At 71.8% G+C, this 24,248-nt stretch carries 19 protein-coding genes; 5 read left to right on the top strand and 14 right to left on the bottom strand.

The annotated features are described in order from the left end of the window. Nucleotides 1–5: 5 nt before the first annotated feature. The 6 genes from LIV37_RS19240 to LIV37_RS19265 form a co-directional block, all read right to left on the bottom strand. Complete coding sequence (locus LIV37_RS19240; RefSeq protein ID WP_020868777.1) at nt 6–1,382, bottom strand: ABC transporter permease; 1,377 nt, start codon at nt 1,380–1,382, stop codon at nt 6–8. Next, a complete protein-coding gene (locus LIV37_RS19245; RefSeq protein ID WP_020868778.1) occupies nt 1,379–2,320 on the bottom strand; it encodes an ABC transporter ATP-binding protein in 942 nt (313 codons plus the stop codon). The genes LIV37_RS19240 and LIV37_RS19245 overlap by 4 nt, the downstream gene beginning before the upstream one ends. 161 nt (nt 2,321–2,481) lie before the next feature. Then, nucleotides 2,482–3,954, bottom strand: coding sequence for a GntP family permease (locus LIV37_RS19250; RefSeq protein WP_020868779.1), 1,473 nt, complete (start codon nt 3,952–3,954; stop codon nt 2,482–2,484). Between the two features lie 178 nt (nt 3,955–4,132). Then, on the bottom strand, nt 4,133–4,546 hold the full coding sequence (locus LIV37_RS19255) for a RidA family protein (protein WP_020868780.1): 414 nt from the start codon (nt 4,544–4,546) through the stop codon (nt 4,133–4,135). Further along, nucleotides 4,543–5,364 (bottom strand): IclR family transcriptional regulator, encoded by an 822-nt coding sequence (locus LIV37_RS19260; protein WP_020868781.1) that lies wholly within the window; start codon nt 5,362–5,364, stop codon nt 4,543–4,545. The genes LIV37_RS19255 and LIV37_RS19260 overlap by 4 nt, the downstream gene beginning before the upstream one ends. Next, on the bottom strand, nt 5,361–6,536 hold the full coding sequence (locus LIV37_RS19265) for a sugar kinase (RefSeq protein WP_020868782.1): 1,176 nt from the start codon (nt 6,534–6,536) through the stop codon (nt 5,361–5,363). Before LIV37_RS19265 ends, LIV37_RS19260 begins: the two co-directional genes overlap by 4 nt. A 145-nt stretch (nt 6,537–6,681) precedes the next feature. Here LIV37_RS19265 and LIV37_RS19270 point away from each other — a divergent pair, with 145 nt between their 5' ends. Both LIV37_RS19270 and LIV37_RS19275 read left to right on the top strand, forming a co-directional pair. After that, a complete protein-coding gene (locus LIV37_RS19270; protein ID WP_020868783.1) occupies nt 6,682–7,971 on the top strand; it encodes an alanine racemase in 1,290 nt (429 codons plus the stop codon). 333 nt (nt 7,972–8,304) lie between these two features. Further along, nucleotides 8,305–9,912, top strand: coding sequence for an N-acyl-D-amino-acid deacylase family protein (locus LIV37_RS19275; RefSeq protein ID WP_020868784.1), 1,608 nt, complete (start codon nt 8,305–8,307; stop codon nt 9,910–9,912). 29 nt (nt 9,913–9,941) lie between these two features. On the opposite strand, the gene LIV37_RS19280 is transcribed toward LIV37_RS19275, so the two are convergent. Beyond that, on the bottom strand, nt 9,942–10,844 hold the full coding sequence (locus tag LIV37_RS19280) for an SDR family NAD(P)-dependent oxidoreductase (protein WP_121824752.1): 903 nt from the start codon (nt 10,842–10,844) through the stop codon (nt 9,942–9,944). Nucleotides 10,845–10,913: 69 nt separating this feature from the next. Between LIV37_RS19280 and LIV37_RS19285 the strand changes: the two genes are divergently transcribed. After that, the gene (locus tag LIV37_RS19285; RefSeq protein WP_020868786.1) at nt 10,914–11,594 is read left to right on the top strand and encodes a TetR/AcrR family transcriptional regulator; all 681 of its coding nucleotides are present in this window, start codon (nt 10,914–10,916) and stop codon (nt 11,592–11,594) included. A gap of 22 nt (nt 11,595–11,616) precedes the next feature. Here the strand turns inward: LIV37_RS19285 and LIV37_RS19290 are convergent, their stop codons facing one another. The 6 genes from LIV37_RS19290 to LIV37_RS19315 all read right to left on the bottom strand — a co-directional run bounded on the left by LIV37_RS19290 (nt 11,617) and on the right by LIV37_RS19315 (nt 20,051). Then, the gene (locus LIV37_RS19290; protein ID WP_243146206.1) at nt 11,617–12,255 is read right to left on the bottom strand and encodes a TetR/AcrR family transcriptional regulator; all 639 of its coding nucleotides are present in this window, start codon (nt 12,253–12,255) and stop codon (nt 11,617–11,619) included. Continuing rightward, nucleotides 12,252–14,264 carry a CocE/NonD family hydrolase gene (locus LIV37_RS19295; RefSeq protein ID WP_020868788.1) on the bottom strand — a complete coding sequence of 671 codons (2,013 nt, stop codon included), beginning with the start codon at nt 14,262–14,264 and terminating at the stop codon, nt 12,252–12,254. Before LIV37_RS19295 ends, LIV37_RS19290 begins: the two co-directional genes overlap by 4 nt. A 426-nt stretch (nt 14,265–14,690) precedes the next feature. After that, nucleotides 14,691–16,553, bottom strand: a complete 1,863-nt coding sequence (locus LIV37_RS19300; protein WP_020868789.1) for an ATP-binding cassette domain-containing protein — start codon at nt 16,551–16,553, stop codon at nt 14,691–14,693. Then, a complete protein-coding gene (locus tag LIV37_RS19305) occupies nt 16,553–17,467 on the bottom strand; it encodes an ABC transporter permease (RefSeq protein ID WP_185057979.1) in 915 nt (304 codons plus the stop codon). The genes LIV37_RS19300 and LIV37_RS19305 overlap by 1 nt, the downstream gene beginning before the upstream one ends. Then, entirely contained in the window at nt 17,464–18,423 is a 960-nt protein-coding gene (locus LIV37_RS19310) for an ABC transporter permease (RefSeq protein WP_020868791.1), read from the bottom strand. The genes LIV37_RS19305 and LIV37_RS19310 overlap by 4 nt, the downstream gene beginning before the upstream one ends. After that, complete coding sequence (locus LIV37_RS19315) at nt 18,423–20,051, bottom strand: ABC transporter substrate-binding protein (protein ID WP_243146205.1); 1,629 nt, start codon at nt 20,049–20,051, stop codon at nt 18,423–18,425. Before LIV37_RS19315 ends, LIV37_RS19310 begins: the two co-directional genes overlap by 1 nt. 289 nt (nt 20,052–20,340) lie before the next feature. On the opposite strand from LIV37_RS19315, the gene LIV37_RS19320 reads away from it, so the two are divergent. Both LIV37_RS19320 and LIV37_RS19325 read left to right on the top strand, forming a co-directional pair. Beyond that, nucleotides 20,341–21,552 carry a pyridoxal phosphate-dependent aminotransferase gene (locus LIV37_RS19320; protein WP_020868793.1) on the top strand — a complete coding sequence of 404 codons (1,212 nt, stop codon included), beginning with the start codon at nt 20,341–20,343 and terminating at the stop codon, nt 21,550–21,552. A gap of 71 nt (nt 21,553–21,623) precedes the next feature. Beyond that, nucleotides 21,624–22,034, top strand: coding sequence for an SCO4983 family protein (locus tag LIV37_RS19325; protein ID WP_020868794.1), 411 nt, complete (start codon nt 21,624–21,626; stop codon nt 22,032–22,034). A gap of 143 nt (nt 22,035–22,177) precedes the next feature. Here LIV37_RS19325 and LIV37_RS19330 read toward each other — a convergent pair whose 3' ends face one another. Next, nucleotides 22,178–24,067, bottom strand: coding sequence for a phosphoenolpyruvate carboxykinase (GTP) (locus LIV37_RS19330; protein WP_020868795.1), 1,890 nt, complete (start codon nt 24,065–24,067; stop codon nt 22,178–22,180). Between the last annotated feature and the right edge of the window lie 181 nt (nt 24,068–24,248).

The following is a 24,248-nucleotide window of genomic DNA, read 5'->3' on the forward strand; positions in this document are numbered from 1 at the left end:
GAGGGTTATCCCTTCGAGGTGGTGTCGAGCAGTTCGACGTTGCCGTCGAACTGCCACAGCGGGTTCGGTGCGTCCCCATCGGGGGTCCGCACCAGGAAGTAGCCGTTCACTTCCTTCGGTCCATCGCCATCGGCCATGAACCGCCCGTCCGGAGTGACATCGAGTTGGTAGATGGCTTGTCCGGTGGCCTCGACGCCGGGAAGATGCCAGGTCACGACGCAGCGCCAGTCATTGCCCGGGCCTTCCGCCGCGACCCTGGTGCTTCCCTTGTCGCACGACGCCGTGGCCTTCAACCGGTCCTCGGTGACGGCGGGCCGGTTGAGCTGGTCGGTCTGCATGCGGTACAGGTGCGCGAACGCCGTGGCGAGCGAGCGCTGCACCTTGTCCTGCTCGATCCCGGAGCCCGTCGCCGAGGTCGTCGCGGCGACGACCGCGAACGACGCGGCGGCCACCCCGACGAGCGGCAGGACTCCGACGGTGATCGCGCGGCGGCCCGAGCCGTCGTGGGCCAGGTCGGTGAAGTCGCGCCGTACGAAGAGCACATACGCCAGCGCCGTCGCGACCACGGCCCAGAGGAGGCTGACAACGATGCCGATCAGCAGCGGGCCGAGTTGCCGGGGGCTGGTGAACAGACCGTTCCAGGAGATGAGGGCGTAGCTCGGCAGGGCGACGCGCACGGCCACCGGGAGCGGCAGCATCTGGGCGACCGCCATCGCGAGCGAGACGAGCACGGGCACCAGCAGCCCCATCGGGGACCGTCCCAGCGTGACCGACCCGAGGAGGCCGAGTGCGGCGAGCGCCAGGGTCGGGGCGAGGACAGAGACCCAGGAGAGCAGGACCGAGATGGCGGCGTCCGACGGTGCCAGGAGGTGGCCGTCGAGACCGACCAGCGGCTGGTCGCCGACCGCGAGGAGGCCGCCGACGGCGCTGGAGACCGCGAGCCCGGCCACGAGCAGCAGCAGGACGGCGAGACTGGCCACCGCCTTCGCCACGAAGATCCGCCGGGGCGAGCGGACCGCGACGAGCAGGTGGCGCCAGGTGCCGAGCCGGTCCTCGGAGGCGAACACATCACCGGCCACGACTGAGGTCAGCAGCGGGAGCGCCCAGGTCCCCGCGAAACCGAGCATCACCAGCGGCGCGGCCCATCCGGAGGCGAGCATCCAGCGCCCGAAGAGGGTGTCGACGGGAAGCGTGCTCTGCTGGCTCACCCCGGTGACGAAGAGGGCGGGGGCGATCCAGCAGGCGAGGACCAGCAGGCGGATCCGCCACTGGGAGACGAGCTTGACGAGTTCGAAGCGACAGGCGCGGGTGACGGGGACGCGACGGCCCCCGGTCACCTGCTCGGGTTCCGGTTGACGGCGCTGCGTGGGGGTCGCGGTCATCCGCCCGCCTCCTGCCGCTCGGTGAGGGCGAGAAACGCGGCTTCGAGCGGCGACACCACGGGAGTGAGCTCGCGCGGCGCGACGCCCCCCTCCACGAGCCGCACCACGAGTTGGTCGAGGGCGGGCACCAGGGCGCGTACGACGAGCGGTTCGGCATCCTGCCGTACCCCGGCGTCGTCGACGACCTGGATCCCCGGCGCGTCGTCCGCCAGCCGGCGCGCGGCCCGCGGGTCGGAGGTGAGGAGCCGGTAATCGAGTTCACGGTTCTCGGTGGCCAGCTTGGACAGCGGGCCGGAGAAGACGACGCGTCCGGCGGCGAGGATGGTCACCTCGGAGCACAGCGCCTCGAGGTCGTCCATGTTGTGGCTGGAGAGCACGACGGCGGTTCCGTCGGCCGCGAGCCGGCCCAGGACACCGTGCACGTGCTTCTTGCCCGCCGGGTCGAGGCCGTTGGACGGTTCGTCGAGCACGAGCAGCCGGGGCTTGGTCAGCAGGGCGGCGGCGAGCCCGAGGCGCTGGCGCATGCCGAGGGAGAAGCCGCGGGTACGGTCGTCGGCGACGTCGGTGAGACCGACCTCGGCGAGTACGTCGTCGATCCCCGCCGTGCGCGCGTCGTGGCCGCGGAGCGCGGCCAGCGCGGCGAGGTTCTGCCGTGCGGTGAGCGAGGGGTAGAGGGCGGGGCCGTCCACGAAGCCGGCGACACCGTCGGGAGCGTCGAGTGCCCGCTCGACCGGTGCACCCAGGACGTCCAGGCGACCGCCGTCGGGCACCGCGAGCCCCAGCAGAAGGCCGAGCAACGTCGTCTTTCCGGCGCCGTTCGGTCCGACCAGGCCGTGGATCTGACCCTGCGTTACATCGAGATCGATGCCGTCCAGGGCGACGACATCACCGAAGCTCTTCGTGACACCGCGAGCCCGGATTGCGCGGAGTTCTTCCATGGGTCCCTTCCTTCAAATGCCTCAAGGACCCTATGGATTGATCATGCCGAACAAAGGGATGGAGAGTTGAATGTATGTAGAACAATCTAGAGGCGACGGCCCCCGAATCCCGGCGGTTTCCGCCGGGATTCGGGGGCCGTCGCCATGCGGGGCGCAGTCCGCTAGATGACGATGCTCAGCAGGGCCGCCACCACGAAACCGGCCACCGACAGCACCGTCTCCAGCACCGTCCAGGACTTCAGCGTGTCGCTCTCGGTGATGCCGAAGTACTTCGCCACCATCCAGAAGCCGCCGTCGTTCACATGCGAGGCGAAGATCGAGCCCGCCGAGATGGACATGATGACCAGCGCCAGATGGGCCTGCGAGTAGTCGCCCTCGGAGAGCATCGGGGTGACGATGCCCGCCGTCGTGACGATCGCGACCGTCGCCGAGCCCTGGGCCACCCGGAGCACCACCGAGATCAGCCAGGCCAGCACGATGACCGGCAGGCCCGCGCTGTCGAAGGCGTCGGCCAGGGCCTGGGCGACACCGCTGCCCTTGAGGACCGCGCCGAAGACGCCGCCCGCGCCGACCACCAGGAGGATGTTGCCCACGGGCTTGAGGGAGGCGGTGGAGACGGTCTCCAGGGACTTGCGGGACCAGCCGCGCCGGATGCCCAGCAGGTAGTAGGCGAGGAGCAGGGCGATCGTCAGCGCCACGAAGGGGTGGCCGAAGAATTCGATGACCGAGCGGCCGGTGCTCGGGTCCAGCGCCACGGAGGAGAACGTGGCGCAGAGGATCAGCACGAGCGGGGTACCGATGATCGCGAGCACCGTGGCCACCGAGACCGGCTGCTCGGCCGGGGTGGCGCCGGAGGCGCGCTGCTGGGCCGCGACCGCCTCCCGGGACTCCTCGGCCGCCTCGACCATGTCCTGCGGTACGGGCACGAAGATGCGCTTGCCGATCCAGGCGGCGTAGCCCCACGCGGCCAGCACCGACGGGATGCCCACGATGACGCCCATCAGGATGACCCAGCCCAGGTCGACGTGGAGCAGTCCGGCCGCGGCCACCGGGCCGGGGTGCGGCGGCAGGAAGGCGTGGGTCATGGACAGGCCCGCGAGCAGCGGCATCGCGTACAGCAGGATCGACTTGCCGCTGCGCTTGGCGGCCGCGTAGACGATCGGCGCGAGGACGAAGATGCCGACGTCGAAGAAGACGGGTATGCCGAAGATCAGGCCGGTGAGCCCCATCGCGAGCGGCGCCCGCTTCTCCCCGAAGAGGGCGAGCAGCCGGGCGCTGAGCGCCTCCGCGCCGCCGGAGACCTCGAGGATCGCGCCGAGCATGGTGCCCAGGCCGATGATGATGGCTATGTGGCCGAGGATGCCGCCCATACCGGATTCGATGAGCGAGACGGCGTCGGACTTCTGGACCGTGCCGAAGAGTTCGGTGACCGAGAGACCGGCGGCCAGACCGACCGCGATGGAGACGCCGAGCAGCGCCACGAAGGGCTGCAGCCGGACCTTGATGATCAGGTAGAGCAGAAGGGCGATGCCGAGGGCGGCGACGGTCAGCAGACCGGCGGTGCCGTGGATGAGGGCGAGCAGACCACCGGTGTGCGGTGGGGTCTCGGCAGCGGGAGCGGCCGCGAGCAGCATGGGGAACTCCGGGATGTGGGTAGGGGGTATCGCCGCACGGCGGGGGGCCGCGCGCTGGGAAAACCTGGGTGCGGGTGATCAGGGCTCGAGCTTCCGGCGACGGGGACGGTGAGGACGAGTCAGGGGTGGAACCCGCGGCGGGCGGGAGGTGCTCCCGCCCGCCGCGGGGCTTTCGGGGTCAGCCCAGGACGGCGAGGGCGTCGATCTCGACGAGCAGACCGGCCGGGAGGCCGACGTAGACCGTCGTACGGGCGGCCGGGGCCTCCTTGAGGTCGGCGAAGAACTCGTTGTAGATCTCGTTGAGTTCGGCGAAGTGGCCGGTGTCGGTGAGGTAGATCCGCACCATCACCACGTCCTCCCAGCTCGCGCCGCCCTCCTCCAGCACGGACTGCACATTGCGCAGGGTCTGGAGGGTCTGCTCGCGCAGGGTCGGCCCGACGGGGGTGGGGGCCTGGCCCGGGACGGCGGGGCCGAAGCCGACCTGACCGGCGACCTGGAGGATGTTGCCCTTCTTCACGCCGTGGGAGAACTTGGCGGGCGGGGCGGTGTGCGTGGCCGGGGTGATCGCGGTCTTCTGGATCTTCTCGGTCATGAGGAGGTCTCCTCGGCTTTCTTATCGGGTGTTTCCGCTGTTACTTGGGAGGGGTTCTGCGAGGCGTGGGACACCGGGGCGCCGCCCGAGTACTCCCGGCTGATCTCCTCCGCCGTGCGGCGCACCAGCGGCAGCAGGGAGAGGAGTTCCTCGGCGCTGACGACGACGTTCGGCGCCGACACCGAGCAGGCGGCGACGACCCGTCCGTCCGCTCCCCGGATCGGTGCCCCGACGCAGTTGATCGACTCCTCGTGGCCGCCGAAGTCGGTGGCCCAGCCCTGGTCGCGCACGGTCGCCAGTTCCTTGAGGAACGCGGCGGCGTTCGGCGTCGAACGGGACGTGTACGCGGGGTAGCTGAGCCGCTCGGCCAGGGTCCGCCGCTCGGCCTCGGGCAGATCGGCCAGCAGCAGCTTGGCCACGGCGGCCACGGTGATGGCCACGGGCTTGCCGATCCGCGAGTACATCCGCACCGGGTAGCGGCTCTCCACCTTGTCGATGTAGAGCACCTCGTTCTCCTCGTACACCGCGAGGTGGACGGTGTGCCCGCACCGTTCGTTGAGCGCCACCAGATGGGGGTGGGCGATCTCGCGGACGTCGAGGTTCTCTACCGCCTCCTGCGCGAGCGCGAAGAGGCGGGCGCCGAGGCGGTAGCGCTGGTCCTGCTGGCGGTAGACCATGCCGTGCTCATGGAGGGTGCGCAGCAGCCGCAGCGCGGTCGACTTGTGCACGCCCAGCCGCGTGGCGACCTGCTCCAGATTGGCCGGCCCCTCCGCCAGCAGCGGCAGGATGCTCAGCGCTCGGTCGACGGTCTGGCTCATGAGTCGGGTACCTCCACCGCTGCGGTCTCGGCCCACTTTTCGGCGGGACTCGGCAGATCTGTCCAGCCGGGGCCGAATCGCAGTGTGCCCCACCGCGCGGCATCGAGTGCCACCAGGTGGTCGGCGTGCTCACGGGAGGGCGGGCTGCCGAGGTCGCCGGGGACGGTGAGGGCGGCGGCGGCCATGAGGTGGCCGTGGCGCAGCCGTTCGGCGACGGGCAGTCCGCGCAGGGTGCCGGAGAGGAAACCGGCGGCGAAGGCGTCACCCGCGCCGACGGGGGCGACGACGTCGACGCGCGGGGCGGGTTCGAAGGTGACGATGTCCGTGCCCGTGCCGGTGCCCTCGTCCGGGCGGCGGGCGTAGGCGGTGGCCCCCGCGCCGCCCTGCTTGACGACCAGCACCTCCGGCTCGGGCAGCGCGGCCCGTATGGCCTCCGGGCCGCGCACTCCCCAGACCGCCTCGGCCTCGTCCTCGCCGACGAAGACGACGTCGCAGCGGCGGGCGAGGTCGAGCAGGACGGCGGGGCCGCTCTCGCCGTCGGCCCCCTCTTCCTCGTTCCTCTGCCAGAGCGAGACCCGGTAGTTGAGGTCGAAGGAGACGAGGGGACGGCCCGGGGCGCGGGCGGTCAGCTCGCGCATCAGCGCCCGGCAGTCGCCGGAGAGGGCCGGGGTGATCCCGGTCAGATGGAGCACCCGGCCGGACCAGGCCCGCTCCCGGGGGATGAGCGCGGGGGACATGGCCGCGGCGGCGGATCCGGCCCGGTAGTAGAGCACCTCGGCGAGCGGTTCCGAGACGGCGCCGCCGCCGTCCCCGTCAACCGTCTCGGAGCCGACGGCACGCTCCCCCGCCGTACGGAAGTAGATCCCGGTGGGGCGGCGCGGATCGCGCTGGACGTACGCCGTGTCCACACCGGTGGCCGCGATCTCCCGTACCAGGTGCTCGCCGAAGCCGTCCGTACCCACTCGGCTGATCCAGCGCGCGCTGTGCCCGGCGCGGGCCAGGCCACAGGCGACATTGGACTCGGCGCCGCCGATGCCCCGGGCGAACGAGGGGACATCCGACAGCCGGCCCGGACGGGACGGCACGAAGGTCACCATCGACTCGCCGAGACATACGACGTCGACGACAACAGCGACGCCGTCGGCGGCCTCGGCGCTGGGGAGAGGGGACACGGTTGGTCTCGCTCCTCGTGGGTGGACGGATGGGGGTCAGCCACACACCGTTGACCCGGTGCTGGGCGGGATGTTAGACAGCGCTAAGCGTTATGCGCAATGAACGTTGCAGAGATTGCAACCGGAATCGTTATGGAGGCGCTCCATGGCCACCGACCACCGCGACCAGGCCGTCGCCGCCCTCGCGCGGGAACGCGTCGACCACCGCTTCAAGGGGCTGCCGCCGAACGCCGAGGGCCTTACGGTCGGCGAGCTCGCCGCCGAGCGGCGCTCCCTGTTCACCGGTGGCTTCACCACGCCCGTACTGGCGCTGTCGGCCGAGGCCCTGGAGCACAACCTGGTGGCGATGGAGCGCTACTCCGCCGCCCACGGGCTCGCCTTCGCCCCGCACGGCAAGACCTCCCTGGCCCCACAGCTCTTCGAGCGCCAGCTCGCACACGGGGCCTGGGGCATCACCGCGGCCGTCCCCACCCAGGTGCGGATCTACCGGGCCTTCGGCATCCAGCGGATCTTCCTCGCCAACGAGGTCGTCGACGCCGCCGCCCTCCACTGGCTCGCGGCCGAACTCGACGCCGACCCCGAATTCCGCTTCATCGCCTACGTCGACTCGGTGCGCGGCGTGGAGCTGATGGACGCCGCCCTGCGGGAAGCGGGCGCGCGACGGCCGGTCGATGTGGTCGTCGAACTGGGCGGCGGCGAGGGAGCGCGCACCGGGGTCCGCACGGAGGCGGAGTGCGCGGCGGTCGCCGACGCGGTCGCGGCCGCCGGGCCCCTGCGGCTGGTCGGGGTCGCCGGATACGAGGGCGAGGTGCCGAAGCCGGACGGCGAGCGGGTACGGGCGTGGCTGCGCCGCCTCACCGCACTGGCGGCGGACTTCGACGCGGCGGGCCGCTTCGAGGACGTGGACGAGGTGGTCGTCAGCGCGGGCGGCAGCGCCTGGTTCGACGCGGTGGCGGACGTCTTCGCGGAGCTGCCCACGCTGTCGCGCCCGGTGCTGAAGCTGCTGCGCTCGGGCGCGTACGTCTCCCACGACGACGGCCACTACCGGCACATCACCCCCTTCAACCGCGTCCCGGAGGAGGGCGAACTGCACCCGGCCTTCCGCCTGTGGGCCCAGGTCGTCTCGCGCCCCGAACCCGGCCAGGCCTTCCTCAACGCGGGCAAGCGGGACGCGGCCTACGACCTGGACATGCCCGAACCCCAACTCATCCGCTCCGCCCGGGACACCACCACCCGCCCCGCCACGGGCCTCACCATCACCGCCCTCTCCGACCAGCACGCCTGGGTCTCGGTCGCGGACGACACGACCCTGGAGGTAGGCGACTGGGTGGCCATGGGCCTCTCCCACCCCTGCACCAGCTTCGACAAGTGGCAACTGATCCCGGTAGCGGAGTCGGACGGCACGGTCACGGACTACATCCGCACCTTCTTCTAACCCACCCGCCCTTCCCCGGGGCTCCACTCCGAACCCCGCCGGTGGCCACCCCCGGACCCCCGTGGGGTCCCTGCCCACCAGGATCTCGCCCCGGGGCAGGAGCCCGGAGGGCGCCGGACAATGGGCGCCCGGCAGGGCCCGGGCGCAGGGCACTCGGCTCACGGGCCGCTGGGCCCGGGGCTGGGGTGGGGGTGCGAGGGTTGCGGGCCGCTAGGCCTGTGGCGGGGTGGCGGTGCGGGGGACCCAGAGGGTCCCCCGCACAAGTAAGGGCGGGTGGGTGGGGAAACGGAAAGCGCGCCCCAGGCGCGGTCGGCAGGAGGAGAGGGCAACCCCATGGAGCTGGTCATTCGCGGTGCGGACGTCATCGACGGCACCGGGCAGGCCCGGTATCGGGCAGACGTGGCCGTCGACGGCGGCCGGATCGCCGCCATCGTGCCCGAGGGGCGTGGGGCGCGCCCCACCGCCCACCGCATGGTGGAGGCCGACGGCCTCGCCCTCTCCCCCGGCTTCATCGACATGCACGCCCACAGCGACTTGGCCCTGCTCCGCGACCCCGACCACTCCGCGAAGGCCGCCCAGGGCGTGACCCTGGAGGTCATCGGCCAGGACGGGCTCTCGTACGCGCCCGTGGACGACCGCACGCTCGCCCAGATCCGTACCGCCATCACCGGCTGGAACGGCGACGGCTCGGACATCGACTTCACCTGGCGCACCGTCGGCGAGTTCCTGGACCGCCTCGACCACGGCTTCGACGGCCAGGGCATCGCGGTCAACGCCGCGTACCTCATCCCCCAGGGCACCGTCCGCATGCTCGCACTCGGCTGGGAGGACCGCGATGCGACGCCCGCCGAGGTCGAGCGGATGAAGGCGCTGGTGGCGGAGGGTCTTGAGCAGGGGGCGGTCGGCCTGTCCTCCGGGCTCACCTACACCCCCGGGATGTACGCCTCCGACGCCGAACTCACCGAGCTGTGCCGGGTCGTGGCCGCGTACGGCGGCTACTACTGCCCGCACCACCGCTCGTACGGCGCCGGCGCCCTGCGCGCCTACGAGGAGATGGTGGCTCTCAGCCGGGAGGCTAGCTGTGCGCTGCACCTCGCCCACGCCACCATGAACTTCGACCTCAACAAGGGCCGCGCCCCCGAGCTGCTCACCCTCCTGAACGCCGCGATCGCCGACGGCGCCGACATCACCCTCGACACCTACCCCTACCTCCCCGGCTGCACCACGCTCGCCGCGATGCTGCCGAGCTGGGCGGCCGAGGGCGGCCCGGACGCGGCCCTCGCGCGGCTGCGCGACGACGCAGAGGCCGAGCGCATCCGGCACGTCATGGAGGTAGAGGGGGCGGACGGCTGCCACGGGGTGCCGATCAACTGGGACACCATCGAGATCTCCGGTGTGAACGACCCGGCCCTCACCGAATACGTCGGGAAGACGGTCGCCGCGAGCGCCCGCGAGCGAGCCGAGGCCCCCTGGGTCACCGCCCGCCGCCTCCTCCTGGACGACCACCTCGGCCCGACGATCCTCCAGCACGTCGGGCACGAGGAGAACGTTCAGGCGATCATGAAACACCCCGCCCACACCGGCGGCAGCGACGGCATCCTGAACGGCGCCAAGCCGCACCCCCGCGCATACGGCACCTTCCCCCAGTACCTGGGCCGCTACGTTCGTGAGCTGGGCGTTCTCACCCTGGAGGAGTGCGTGGCCCACCTCACCGCCCGCCCCGCGGCCCGCCTCCGCCTCCCCGACCGGGGCCGGATCCGCGAGGGCTACCGCGCGGATCTCGTCCTCTTCGACCCGGAGACGGTCGCGGCGGGCTCGACGTTCGAGGCCCCGCGCACCCTGCCGACCGGCATCCCCCACGTCCTCATCGACGGCCGTTTCGTCATCGAGGACGGGCGGCGGACGGACGTCCTCGCGGGGCGCGCGATCCGCCGCGCGTAGCGCACCAGACCGTTGGGCGGCCGAGACCGTCAGGCGGCCACACCCTCGGCCGCGCCCCCGGCCGGAAGCTCCGCCGGGTACGGCTCGCCGAAGTCGGCCGAGCGGCTGACCTGCTCCCAGGCGGCCGCCTCGGCGAGCTGGCTCCGGGAGTAGTCCCGCGCCATGGTCGTCGCGTTCACGCCCAGCGGGAGATGGCTCGGGACCTCGCCACGGTGGACGGTCCGTACGATGATCTCGGCGGCGCGCCGAGGGTCCCCGGCCGCCCCGTCCGTGCTCTGCCGCACCCGCCGGTTCATCTCCCCGACGGTCGCGTCGTAGGCGTCGGGGATCGGGTGGACCGTCATGGAGGAACCGGCCCAGTCGGTGGCGAAACCGCTCGGCTCGACGACCATGACGCGCACGCCGAGCGGCGCGGTCTCCGCGGCGAGGACCCGGCTGAAGCCGTCCACCGCGAACTTGGCCGCCTGGTAGGAGGCGATGCCCGGTGATCCGCCGACCCGCCCGCCGATCGAGGAGATCTGCACGACGGTGCCGGTTCCCTGCTGCCGCAGGACGGGGAGCACGGCCTTGGTGACGTGGTAGACGCCCCAGAAGTTCGTCTCGAACTGGGCGCGGAAGTCCTCGTCGTCCGAGGTCTCGATGGGCGCCACATTCGCGTACCCCGCGTTGTTCACGAGCACGTCGACGCGCCCGAAGCGGGCGCGCGCCGCCTCCACGGCCTCGCGCGCCGCCTCGGGGCGGGTGACGTCCAGTGCGAGGGGGTGGATGCGGTCGCCGTACTCCCGATACGCCTCCGCGAGCGCCTCGGGGCGCCGGGCGGTGGCCACGACGCGGTCACCGGCCTCGAGGGCGGCGGTGACCAGGGCGCGGCCGAGACCGCGCGACGAACCGGTGATGAACCAGACCTGTGAACCCATAACCTTTGAACTCATACCGTTAGTACAACACCGTTCTCTTATTTACGCAACACCGTTCCGTTAAAAGTTCCTATGATGTCCGGCATGACTACGCCTGCCTTCCAACGTGCGCGCAGTGCCCAGGCCAAGCAGGCGCGGGAAGAGGCGATCCTGGACGCGGCCCGTGCCCTCGCCCGCGAGCGCGGGGTCCGGGACGTCACCCTCACCGACATCGCCGGGGCCGTGGGGATGCACAAGTCGGCCCTGCTGCGCTACTTCGAGACGCGGGAGCAGATCTTCCTCAGGCTCACCGCGGAGGGCTGGCGGCAGTGGTCCGCCGAGCTGCGCGGCGATCTTGAACGCCGGACGCACACCACGGCCCCGGAGATCGCCGAGGCCGTCGCCGCCACGCTGGCGGCCCGGCCGATGTTCTGCGACCTGCTGGCCCAGGCGCCCATGAACCTCGAACGCAATGTGTCGATCGACTCGGTGCGCGACTTCAAACTGGTGACGTTCGAGGAGATCGGGCTGATCGGCGACGAGCTGCGACGGCTGCTCGGACTGACCGAGCTCCAGACCGTCGACCTCGTCGCCACGGCGACCAGCCTGGCCGGGGCGCTCCGGCAGATGGCCGCCCCCGGCCCGCGCCTGCGGGAGCTCTACGAGACCGACCCCCGCCTCGGCCACGCGATCGTCGAGGTGGAACCCCGCCTGCGCCGCGTCCTCACCGCGTTCCTCAGCGGCCTCGACGCGGAGCCCTCGGCGACGGGCTCAAGCGGCGCCTAGCGCGCACCGGGACGTTCCCGCCTCAGCCCCGCAGTTCCGCGTCCACGAAGCGCCGCAGGTGGCGGCGGGCGTCGGTCACGCTCAGGGCCGGGACCTGGCGGAGGCGGCGCAGGGCGAGGCCGTCGGACAGGGCGGAGAAGCGGAGGGCGAAGTCGGCCGGGTCGTCGCAGTGGAACTCGCCCTCGGTCCGGCCCCGTTCCACCAGGGCCCGGATCTCGCCGTGCCAGTTCTCGTACCGTTCGGCCTGGCCACGGGCGAAGGTCTGGTCCCGTTCGCCCGCGTTCCAGTAGTCGAACCACATCCGCCAGTGCCGGTCCGTGTCCTCCGTGAAGAGCGCGTCGATGAGCAGCCGCAGCCCCTCCGCGCCGCTGGTGGCCTGCCCGGCGGCGTCGCTCAGCGCGGCGTAGTAGCGCTCTATGTGCAGCACCATCGCCTCGGAGAGGACTTCCTGCACGCTCTCGAAGTGGTACGTGACCGTGCCGACCGACACCCCGGCCGCGGCCGCCACCTCGCGCACCCCCACCGCCTTGGTGCCGCGCTCGGCGATGAGCGGCACCGCGGCCTCCACGATCAGCCGGCGGCGCACCTCGGTGGGCTGCCGGGTGCGGGCGGACGCGGCGACGGCGCGGCGCGGTGGGCGGCGTTCGGATCGGGACGTCACGCGGACGTCCTCGGCGTGGTGCGGTGCCATGCGCGCGTGGCCACTGTCTCTCCGTTCGCCCGTGCCTCGATGCTGCTGTCCATGATGAATTCCTCCGCCGTGGCCCGCAGTTCCATGGCGGTGACGACTTCCGCCTGCCAGTCCCCGCGCCGCAGCCGGATGGTCCACCGAGAGCTTGCCACGGCCGACAGCGGATCGCCGGAGCGGATGCGGTAAGTCTCGCGGGCGCTCTCCTCGTAGCGCAGTCCGTCCGGATAGGTGCGGGAGCCGCCGTAGTTCGGGTCCACCTCCAGCACCCACTCGCCCGTGGCGACGTCATGGGTGACGGTGCGTTCGGGGCGGGGTTCGGCGGGCGGGTCGACGGTCACGGGGAGCGGCGGGGCCTGCTCGGGCTCCTCGAAGGTGATCGGCGGGCGGCCCGCGTCGGCGCCCGGATCCCGTACGGGCAGCAGCAGCGCGCTCCGACCGGGCCGTACGGTCAGTTGGCCGCGTTCGCCGTGCGGCCAGACCCACGGCCAGTACGCGTCGGAGACGGCGACCCTGACGCGGTGGCCGGGCGGGAAGGCGTAGCCGGTCCCGTTCAGCTCGAACTCGACGTCCTCGTATGTCCCCGGCTCCCACTCCACGGGCCGCTCCCGGCCGTGCCGGGACATCAGGTTGAGCACGCCGCGGGTGACCAGGGTGGAGGAGCCGTCGGGGGCCACGTCGCAGACGCGCGCGATGACATGGGCACGCGGGGTGGCGCTGTCCAGCCGCAGCCGTACGCGGGGGCGGCCCAGGATCTCCACCCGCTCGGTGAGCGGCGCCGAGTCGAAGCAGACCGAACGGCCGTCCTCCGCCCGCTGGTCGGGCGGCAGATCCGTGGCGTTGCCGAAGGGGAAGAAGCGGCCCGCGTCCAGCCCGGTGTGCGGCGGCGAGCGCACGATCACCGGCTCGTCGGCCGGGCCGCCGAGGGGACGTTCGTCCCAGCTGACGGACGGCGACGGCCAGGTGCCCTCGCCGACCCATCGGCCCGGCATCGTCTCGTACGAGGTGGCGGGCGGTACGGGGTCGTTGATCCAGGCGCGGAGCCTCGGCTCGTCCAGCACACCGGTCGGCTCGTCCTTGAGCCAGTGGTCCCACCAGCGCAGGGTCTCCTGGAGGAAGCCGATCGCCGGGCCCGGCGGCAGCCCCCGGTCGGGGTACTGGTGCGACCAGGGGCCGATCAGCCCCCGTACGGGCGCGTCGAGGCGCTCCAGCAGACGCAGCACGGTGTCCCGGTACGGATCGGCCCAGCCGCCGACCGCGAGCACGGCGGCCTCGATCGCGCCGTAGTCCTCGCAGACGCTGCCGTGCCGCCAGTAGTCGTCCCGCTCCTGGTGGGCGAGCCAGGTGTGCAGATACGGCTCCAGCGCGTCGAGCCGCTCCCGCCACATCGGCAGCCAGCGGTCCTCGCCGACGGAGGTGGGGTGCGGGGGGCGGGCCGTGAACGCGAGCATGGTCCCGGCCCACGCGAGCATGTCGATGCCGAGGACGGCGCCGCCGGTGTAGTGGACGTCGTTGTCGTAACGGTCGTCCGTGGAGCAGACGGTGACGATCGCCTTCAGCGGGGCGGGGCGCAGGGCGGCGATCTGGAGCGAGTTGAAGCCGCCCCAGGAGATGCCGAACATGCCCACCTTGCCGGTGCACCAGGGCTGCGCGGCCAGCCAGTTCACGACGTCGACGCCGTCGGCGAGCTCGGTCGCCGTGTACTCGTCGAGCATCACGCCCTCCGAGTCCCCGCTGCCGCGCAGATCGACCCGTACGGAGGCGTAGCCGTGCCCGGCGTACCAGGGGTGACGCTGCGCGTCGCGCGGGGCGGTCCAGTCGCTCTTGCGGTACGGAAGGTATTCGAGCAGGGCGGGGACGGGGGCGGTCTCGGCGTCCGCCGGGCGCCAGATGCGTGCGTGCAGCCGCGTCTGCCCGTCCCGGGTGGGGATCCACGCGTCCTCGACGCATACCTCGCGGTCGAACGTCTCGCGGTACTTCACGTATCTCCTCTACCTGGTGTTGTGGTGGGGGTGGGGGTGCGCGCGCGGGTGCGGGTGCGAGTACGGGTACGGGTACGGGTGCGGGTGCGCCTGCGGCGGGCGACTCCCCCACCCCGCCCCTCCCCGAACCCGGAGGCGCCGCCCCCGGCCCCCGCTCCTCAATCGCCGGAGGGGCTTGGTCTGCCCCTTCCCGAACCATGGGCTCCGCCCCTGGGCCCCGCTCCTCAATCGCCGGAGGGGCTTGCGGGTTGTGGGCAATCGTTCCGCCGAGGGGGCGCCTCCCAGCGGTAGCTGGGGGAGGGACGGGCGGGCACAACCCGGCCACCGGCGTGCAGGCGGCGGCGATACCTCGGGGGGCAGCTCTTGGGGCGGAGCCCCAGCGGGGGCCGGGGCTGGGCCCCGGTTCGGGAAGGGGCGGGGTGGGGGCTAAGCATCCGCCGACCGCCACCTGCGCACCCGGTGGCCACCGCCCAGGTCGTCCCAGACGCCGTCCGGTTCGGCGCCGTCCTGCCAGGCGTCGGCCGCCTCGACGACGGCCTCGGCATCCGGGTCGGGTTCGAGGGCCGCGGCTATCAGTTGGCGGGTGTAGGGGTGGCCCGGAGCCGCGAAGACCGCGTCCGTCGGGCCCTCCTCCACCACCACCCCGTGCCGCAGCACCACCACCCGGTCCGCGATCCCCCGCACCACCGCCAGGTCGTGGCTGATGAACAGGCAGGCCAGCTCACGCTCCCGGCGCAGGTCGTCCAGCAGGCGCAACACATCGGCCTGTACGGACACGTCCAGCGCCGTCGTGATCTCGTCCGCGATCAGCAGATCGGGCTCACCGGCCAGCGCCCGGGCGATGCCGATGCGCTGGCGCTGGCCGCCGGACAGCTGGGCGGGGAGCCGGTCGGCGAAGTCGGGGTCGAGGCGGACGTCGGCGATCAGCTGACGGGCGCGCGACGCCGCCTCGCCCCGGGACCCGGCCGTACCGAAGAAGCGCAGCGGCCGCCGTACGGCATCGCCCACCGAGCGCCGAGGGTTGAGCGAGGTGTCGGCGTTCTGGAAGACGAGCTGGACGGTGCGGCGCAGGGCGAGCGGGCGCCGCCGCGCGGGGGCGCCCAGGTCCCCGTCGCGACCGGACGAGCCGCCGGGCAGGCCACCTGACGGGCCACCGGACCCGTCACCTGACGAACCGCCGGGCGGGACACCGGACCCGTCACCTGACGAACCGCCGGAAGAACCGCCGACCGAGCCACCCGACCCGCCGCCCCCGCACGCGGCCCTCATCGTTCCGCCCGACGGCTCCCGCAGCCCCGCCAGCGACCACGCGATCGTCGACTTACCGCTCCCCGACTCCCCCACCAGCGCCAGCACCTCACCGCGCCGCACGCTGAAGGACACCCCGTCCACGGCGCGGCTGGCCCCGTAGTCGATCGTCACCTCTCGTACGTCGACCACGTCCACCGCGCCCACTGAGTCCGCCCTCGGCCGGATCTCCCGCGTACCGTCCTCGCCCACCACCGCGAGCCCCGCGTCCGCGATGCGCGGGACGCTGGCCAGCAGTCGGCGGGTGTACGGGTCGGCGGGGGCGGCGAAGAGCCGTCGGGTGGGGGCGGCCTCGACGACCCGCCCGGCGTTCAGCACGCACACCTCGTCGGCCATCCGCGCGACCACGCCCAGGTCATGGCTGACCAGGACGGCGGCGAGGCCGAGTTCCTCGCGGAGGGCGCTGATCAGGTCCAGCACTCCGCGCTGGGTGATCACATCGAGACCCGTCGTGGGCTCGTCCAGTACGAGCACCTTGGGCCGGGCCGCGATCGCCATGGCGATGGCGACACGCTGCTGCTGCCCGCCGGAGAGTTCGTGCGGATAGCGGCGGGCGAGCTCGCGCGGGTTCGGCAGCCGCACCTGCTCCAACAGGTCGGTGACGGGCACCTCGCCACCCGCCTCCGCGATCTGCCGTCCGATCCGCATGGACGGCGTCAGGGCGTGGCCCGCGTTCTGCGCGACCATCGCGACCGTGCCGCCGCGCAGCCGCCGCAACTCCCGCGCGGTCAGCGCGAAGACGTCCTCGCCGTCCACCGCGACGCGCCCACCCGTGATCCGGGAGCCGTGCCGCAGATGCCCAAGAAGCGTCGCGGCGACCGTCGACTTGCCGCTGCCGGACTCGCCGACCAGGGCCAGCGTCCGGCCGGGGCTCACCTCCAGCGACACCTCCTGGACGACGGGCACCTCGCGCCCGCCCGAGCGGTACGCCACGGACAGCTCGTCCACCGACACGATGGGGGCCTTCGGCGACGTGGTCATCAGACGCCCTCCCTGATCCGGTCCACGCCCCACGCCTTCGACAGGCCGTCGGCCGCGAGGTTGAGCCCGACCACCATCGTGGCCAGGCCGATGATCGGCGCGAGGCTGGCCATCGGCACCACGGTGATCGCGGTGCGGTTCTCCGAGACCATCAGCCCCCAGTCGGGAGTGGGCGGATCCGCGCCGAAGCCGAGGAACGACAGCGAGGAGATCAGCAGCACCACCCACGACGCCCGCATCGCGAACTCGACGCACACCACATCGCTGATGTTGGGCAGCACCTCGCGCCGCAGAATCGCCCAGGTGCTCTCGCCCCGGGCCCGCGCCGCGGTGACGTAGTCCTGGGGTACGACGGTGAGCGCGGCACCCCGCACCACCCGCACCACCTGGGGTACGCAGACGACGGCGATGGCCAGCACGATGACCGAGGACCCGGTGCCCAGCGCGGTGACGATCACCAGCAGGACGAGGATCGCGGGGATGGACAGCACCGCGTCCAGGACGCGCATGACCACATCGTCCAGCCAGCCGCCGCGCAGCGCGGCCGCACAGCCGAGGACGGTGCCGATGGCGATGGTGATGAGGGTCGCGGTGACGGAGACGCCGAGCGCGTACCGCCCGCCGTACAGCACCCGGGTCAGCACATCGCGCCCGTACTGGTCGGTGCCCGCCCAGTGGTCGGCGCTCGGCCCGAGCAGCGCGTGCGAGGCGTCGCCGGTGGTGGGGTGGTACGGGGTGAGCAGCGGGGCGAGCAGCGCGACCACCACGTGAACGGCGACGATCGCGAGCCCGATGACGGCCGGGCGGGAGGAGCGCACCGTGCGCCAGGTGCGGGCGGCGAAGCCGGGCCGTACGGGCGCCGGGCCCGCGGCGGCTGCCGGGACCGCGCCCACAGGCTCCTTCACAGAGCTCATCGGATCCTCCCTCCTCGGGTGCGGAGCTTGGGGTTGAGGGCCATGGACCCGAGGTCGGCGGCGAGGTTGCAGACGACGTAGACGACCGCGCTGATGAGGGCGATGGCCTGGATGACCGGCAGATCGCGGTTCTGGACGGAGGTGAGCATCAGCTTCCCGATGCCGGGGTAGTTGAAGACGTTCTCGACCACGGCGACGCCGCCCACCAGCCAGGCCACATTGAGCGCGATGACGTGCAGCGTGGGCAGCAGGGCGCTGGGCAGCGCGTGCCGGGTGACCACGCGCCAGGTGGTCAGCCCCTTGAGCCGGGCCGTGGTGACGTATTCGCTGGCCATGACGTCGATCACCGAGGTACGGGCCATCCGCACGATGTACGCGGCCATGACGATCGCGAGCGAGGCGGCGGGCAGCCACACCGCCGGGAGCAACTGTCCGAACCCGGCCCCCGGCCCGTACAGCACCACGGCGGGGAGCACCGGCACGGTGACGGAGAAGGCGAGCACCAGCACCGTGGCCACGACGAATTCGGGGACGCTCATCCCGACCAGGCTGACCGTGGAGATCAGATGGTCGGGCCAGCGGTCGCGGTAGAGCCCGGCCACGACGCCGAGGACGACGGAGCCGGTGACCGCGAAGAGGACGGTGACGACGGCGATCATGGCGGAGTTGCCGAGGTACTGGGCGACCTCGCCGCCCACGGGCTTGGTGGTGACCAGTGAGGTGCCGAAGTCGCCGTGCAGGGCGCCCTTGATCCAGTCGGCGTAGCGCTCCCAGGCGGGCTGGTCGAGGCCCATCTGCTTGCGCAGCGCGGCGACCGCGTCGGGGGTGGCGTCCCTGCCGAGCACCTGCGTGGCGACATCGCCGGGCAGCGCCTGGACGGCCAGGAAGACCATGACCGAGGAGAGCAGCAGGGTGCCGAGCGCGGCGATCACGCGGCGGAGGAGGAAAGAGAACATCACGCCCCCTTCAGCCCGATGTGCAGATAGTCGAACTCGAAGCCGTGCTCGGCGTAACCGCGCACCTTCCGGGAGATCCCGACGAGCCGGTCGGCGAACATCGGGGTGATCGCCCCGCCCCGCTCGACGACGAGCGTCTGCGCCTGTCCGTACAGCTCGCGGCGGCGGCCCTCGTCGATCTCCCGGCGGGCCCGGTCGAGCAGCGCGTCGAACTCCTTGTCCGACCAGGCGGTCTCGTTGTACGAGGAGCCGCCGCGGAAGACCTGGTTGAGCAGCTGGTCGACGGGGCGCCCGGTGTACCAGTAGGTGGCCATGAGCGGCTTCTTCATCCAGATCTGGGTGTAGTACGAATCCGCGGCCGCGGTCTTGACCCGGATCCGGATGCCCGCGCGCCCGGCCGACTCCTGGTAGGCGAGGGCCATGGGCGTGAAGATCGGGTCGTACGAGGAGGTGTAGAGGTCCACCGCAAGCCGCTCGTGCCCGGCCCGTTTCAGCAGGTGGCGGGCCTTCTCGGGGTCGTGGGCGGGGTGGGTGGCGATATGGGCGGGGTCGTTCGGCGGGACGGGGTTGTCCCAGCCGGCCGTGCCCGCGCCCTGGAGGGCGGCCTTCAGGATGTGCGCGGGGTCGTAGGCGAGCTTCATCGCCTGCCGCACCCGCGGATCGGTGAAGGGCTTCTCGGTGGTGAGCATCGGCAGCACGTACCACTGGGCGTTCTCGGCGCGGGCGATGGTGGCGCGGTCGGAGGCGGCGACGACCCGGGCGGTGGCGAAGTCGAGATTGGTCTGGGAGAGCAGATCGACCTGCCCGGCGAGCAGGGCGTTGGAGCGGGCCTGCATATCGGCCACGGTGTAGAAGTCGATCGTGTCCAGGACCGGGCGCCCGGCCCAGTGGTCGGCGTAGGCGGTGACCCGGCCGGGCCCGGCGGCGGTGAAGGAGACGAGCCGGAAGGGGCCGGTGCCGATGCCGGTGCGGCCGATGGAGCCGGCGCTGCCCTCGGGGACGACGTAGCAGTTGTAGTGGGTGAGCAGGCTGGGGAACTCGGCGTGCGGGCTCTTCAGGGGGACGACGAGGGTGTGGGCGTCGGGGGTGCGCAACCGCCCCGGGTCGACCAGCGGGGACAGCACGGGGGCCTGCGGGGACGCGGTCGCCTTGTCGAGGATGTGGCGCAGGGTGTAGGCGGCGTCGGCGGAGGTGAAGGCGCGGCCGTCGTGGAAGGTGACGCCGCGGCGCAGCCGGAAGGTCCAGGTGGAGGCCTTGGCGTCGGGCTCCCAGGACTCGGCGAGGTCGGGGGCCACGGTGCCGTCGGGCGCGATCCGCACGAGGCGGTTGTAGAGCGCGCCGAGGTATTCGTACGCGGACAGCGCGCTCGCGGGGTCGAGGGTCTCCGCGTCGGAGGCGGGCGGCCGGGCGATGCGCAGGGTGCCACCGCGGTCGGGCCGCCCGGCCGGGCCCCGGGTGGGCACGGCCCTCGACGGGGAGGCGGAGGCGGCTCCCGAGCAGCCGGTCAGCGCGGCGGAGCCGCCGAGCGCGGCGACGGCCGCCGCGGCGGTGGTGAGCACCGACCGCCGCGGTATCCCGGCCCCGCCGGGGGCTGGGCGGTGGGAGATCTCGGGCATCAACGGGGACATGAACGAGGGCACCCTTCCCTTATTCGTTCAGCGGAACGATTGGGTGAAGTGCGTGAACGATAACCAGGCAACCCGTTCGGGCCAACCCTTCTTTCGCGGAAATTAACGCCAGAAACAGAGTCGTTATCCGGCGCGGAGCGCGGTGCGGGGCGCGACGCGAAGCCCGGTGCGGCGTACGGATCCCGGGCGGCGCGCGGGGTCGCGGCCCCACCGCCCTGCGCCCCCGTACACCGTCCACGTGGCGAAAAACACCGAGCGGCCCCGGATACACCGCCGTAAGGTGGCCGACATGCAGGTGATCCAGTCCACGAAGCTCGCCAACGTCTGCTACGAAATCCGTGGCCCGGTGCTCGAGGAGGCGATGCGGCTGGAGGCGGCAGGACACCGCATCCTCAAGCTCAACACCGGAAATCCGGCGACCTTCGGCTTCGAATGCCCCCCGGAGATCCTCGAGGACATGCTCCGGAACCTCGGCGACGCCCACGGCTACGGCGACGCCAAGGGACTGCTGTCCGCGCGGCGCGCGGTGATGCAGCACTACCAGACCCAGGGCATCGACCTCGACGTCGAGGACATCTTCCTCGGCAACGGCGTCTCGGAGCTGATCCAGATGTCGATGCAGGGGCTGCTGGACGACGGGGACGAGGTCCTCGTCCCCGCCCCCGACTATCCGCTGTGGACCGCCGCGGTCTCGCTCGCCGGGGGCACCGCCGTCCACTACCGCTGCGACGAGCAGTCGGACTGGCTGCCGGACCTCGCCGACATCGAGCGCAAGGTCACCGACCGCACCAAGGCGCTCGTCATCATCAACCCGAACAACCCCACGGGCGCCGTCTACGGCGAGGAGATCCTGCGCGGCCTCACCGACATCGCCCGCCGCCACCAGCTGATCGTCTGCTCCGACGAGATCTACGACAAGATCCTCTACGACGACGCCACCCACACCCCGACCACCGCCGTCGCCCCGGACCTGCTGACCCTCACCTTCAACGGGCTCTCCAAGGCGTACCGGGTGGCGGGCTACCGCAGCGGCTGGCTCGCGGTCTGCGGCCCGAAGTCGCACGCCGCCAGCTATCTGGAGGGGCTGACCATCCTGGCCAATATGCGGCTGTGCGCCAATATGCCGGCGCAGCACGCGGTGGCCACGGCGCTCGGCGGCCGCCAGTCGATCAACGACCTGGTGCTCCCCGGCGGCCGGCTGGTGGAGCAGCGGGACACGGCGTACGACCTGCTGACCCAGATCCCGGGCGTCACCTGCGTGAAGCCCAAGGGCGCGCTGTACGCGTTCCCGAAGCTGGACCCCAAGGTCTACAAGATCAAGGACGACCGGCAGATGGTCCTGGACCTGCTGCGGGCCGAGAAGATCATGATCGTGCACGGCACGGGGTTCAACTGGCCGGAGCCGGATCACTTCCGCATCGTGACGCTGCCCGCCAAGGAGGATCTGGCCGACGCGGTGACCCGGATCGGAAACTTCCTGGACGGATACGGCCAACCCTGATCTTTTAGTTACTGCTCAATCTTAGACAGAGTCTAAGTTAGGATGGCCTCCTCACCCCTTGGAGGCCATCCATGTACGAACCGATCCGCACCAAGTCGGTCCACAGCATGGCCGAGCCCACGCCCGACTTCCCGCACCGCTCCCGCGAGGAAGAGCTGGACATCCGGCTGGCCGGACATCTGACCGCACTGCTCACCGTGACGGACGAGCTGCGCACCCTCACCCCGGACCCCACCCTCGACGACGCCGCCCAGCGCCTCGCCGAGCAGGCCACCCGCCTGCGCGACGGCCACGCCCCGCTGCGCGCGGCACCCACGGCGGCGGCCATGGACCCGGCGCATATCGCCGCCCTCCACCAGCGCGCCCACACCCTGGCCGGATGGGCCCTGGTCGTGGCCACGTCCCGTGACGACACGGCGGCCACGACGCTGGCGGCCGAGCGCATGCGCTGCCACGCGACCGCCCTGGGCCTGGCGGCCTGAGCGGGCTCGGCCGAGCCGAGACCGAAACCGAGGCCGAAGCCGAGGTGAGCTGACGGCCGAGATGAGCCGACGGCCGAAGAGGGGCGGGCGCACGGGCGGGGCCCGCGCCTGAAGCACGGGCCCCGGCCCACGGAGCGGGCGGCTCAGCCCAGGCGCTTCACCAGCGCGTGGTACTCGTCCCACATCTCCTTGGGCGTGTGCTCGCCGAAGGTGTTGAGGTGGTCGGGCACCAGCCCGGCCTCGTCACGCCAGACCTCCTTGTCGACCGTGAGCAGCAGTTCGAGCGAGGCGTCGTCGAGGTCCAGACCGTCGGTGTCCAGCGCCTCGGGCGTCGGCAGCACCCCGATCGGGGACTCCACACCCTCGGCCTTGCCGTCCAGGCGGTCGACGATCCACTTCAGCACCCGGCTGTTCTCGCCGAAGCCCGGCCACACGAAGCGCCCGCCGGCGTCCTTGCGGAACCAGTTGACGTAGTAGATCTTCGGCAGCTTGGCGGCGTCGGCGTTCTTGCCGACCTCCACCCAATGGGCCATGTAGTCGCCCATGTTGTAGCCGCAGAACGGCAGCATGGCGAACGGGTCGCGGCGCAGCTCGCCGACCTTGCCCTCGGCCGCGGCGGTCTTCTCGCTCGCCACGTTGGCACCGAGGAAGACCCCGTGCTGCCAGTCGAAGGACTCGGTCACCAGCGGAACGGCGCTGGCCCGGCGGCCGCCGAAGAGGATCGCCGAGATCGGCACGCCCCTGGGGTCCTCCCACTCGGGCGCGATGATCGGGCACTGCCCGGCCGGCACGGTGAAGCGGGCGTTGGGGTGGGCCGCGGGCGTCTCGCTCGCCGGGGTCCAGTCGTTGCCCTTCCAGTCGGTCAGATGGGCGGGCGGCTCCTCGGTCATGCCCTCCCACCACACATCGCCGTCGTCGGTGAGCGCCACGTTGGTGAAGACCGAGTTCCCCCACAGGGTCTTCATCGCGTTGGCGTTGGTGTGCTCACCGGTGCCGGGCGCGACACCGAAGAAGCCCGCCTCGGGGTTGATCGCGTACAGCCTGCCGTCCTCGCCGAACCGCATCCAGGCGATGTCGTCGCCGATCGTCTCGACCGTCCAGCCCCGGATGGTCGGCTCCAGCATCGCCAGGTTGGTCTTGCCGCACGCGCTCGGGAACGCCGCCGCCACGTACTTCGACTCGCCCTCCCGTCGCCCGCCACCACCCTCAAACGAGGACCTTTGGTCCGCTGCCTTGTTGGGCGGCGGGGTGAGCTTGAGGATCAGCATGTGCTCGGCGAGCCAGCCCTCGTCACGCGCCATGACGGAGGCGATGCGCAGGGCGTAGCACTTCTTGCCGAGCAGGGCGTTGCCGCCGTAGCCGGAGCCGTACGACCAGATCTCCCGCGACTCCGGGAAGTGCGAGATGTACTTGGTGGGGTTGCACGGCCAGGGCACATCGGCCTGGCCCGGCTCCAGCGGGGCGCCGAGGGTGTGGACGGCCTTGACGAAGAAGCCCTCGTCCCCGAGGACGTCGAGGACCTCCTGCCCCATGCGGGTCATGGTGCGCATGGAGACCGCCACGTAGGCGGAGTCGGTGATCTCGACGCCGATCGCGGACAGCGGCGAGCCGAGGGGGCCCATGCAGAAGGGCACGACGTACATGGTCCGGCCGCGCATCGAACCCCGGAAGACGCCCTGCTCCCCCGAAAAGATGGCGCGCATCTCGTCGGGGTGTTTCCAGTGGTTCGTCGGGCCGGCGTCCGCCTCCTTCTCGGAGCATATGAACGTACGGTCCTCGACGCGCGCCACATCACTCGGATCGGAGGCGGCGTAGTACGAGTTGGGGCGCTTGATCGGGTCAAGGCGCTTGAAGGTGCCCTTCTCGACGAGCTCCGCGCACAGGCGGTCGTACTCCGCCTCCGAGCCGTCGCACCACACCACCCGATCCGGCTGGGTCAGGGCGGCGATCTCGTCGACCCAGGAGACCAGCTCCTGGTGGTTCGTGGGGCTCGGGGTGGTCGTGAGGGAGGAAGCCACATTGCTGGGCGCCACGATCGCTCCATCCCGCCGGAACCGCACGCGCTCCGGCGTCTTGATTGAGGGTTTGGACGGATATGTGCACTCATATCCGTTTATGGAGACAGCTACCCCTTGGGGGCTGCGACCCGGATGCTCAGCTCATCCGGTGCCGACCGCGCTCATTTGATCATCCGACTGTACGGGCCATCTGTCC

The sequence above is a fragment of the Streptomyces rapamycinicus NRRL 5491 genome, assembly GCF_024298965.1.
Lineage (GTDB): Bacteria > Actinomycetota > Actinomycetes > Streptomycetales > Streptomycetaceae > Streptomyces > Streptomyces rapamycinicus.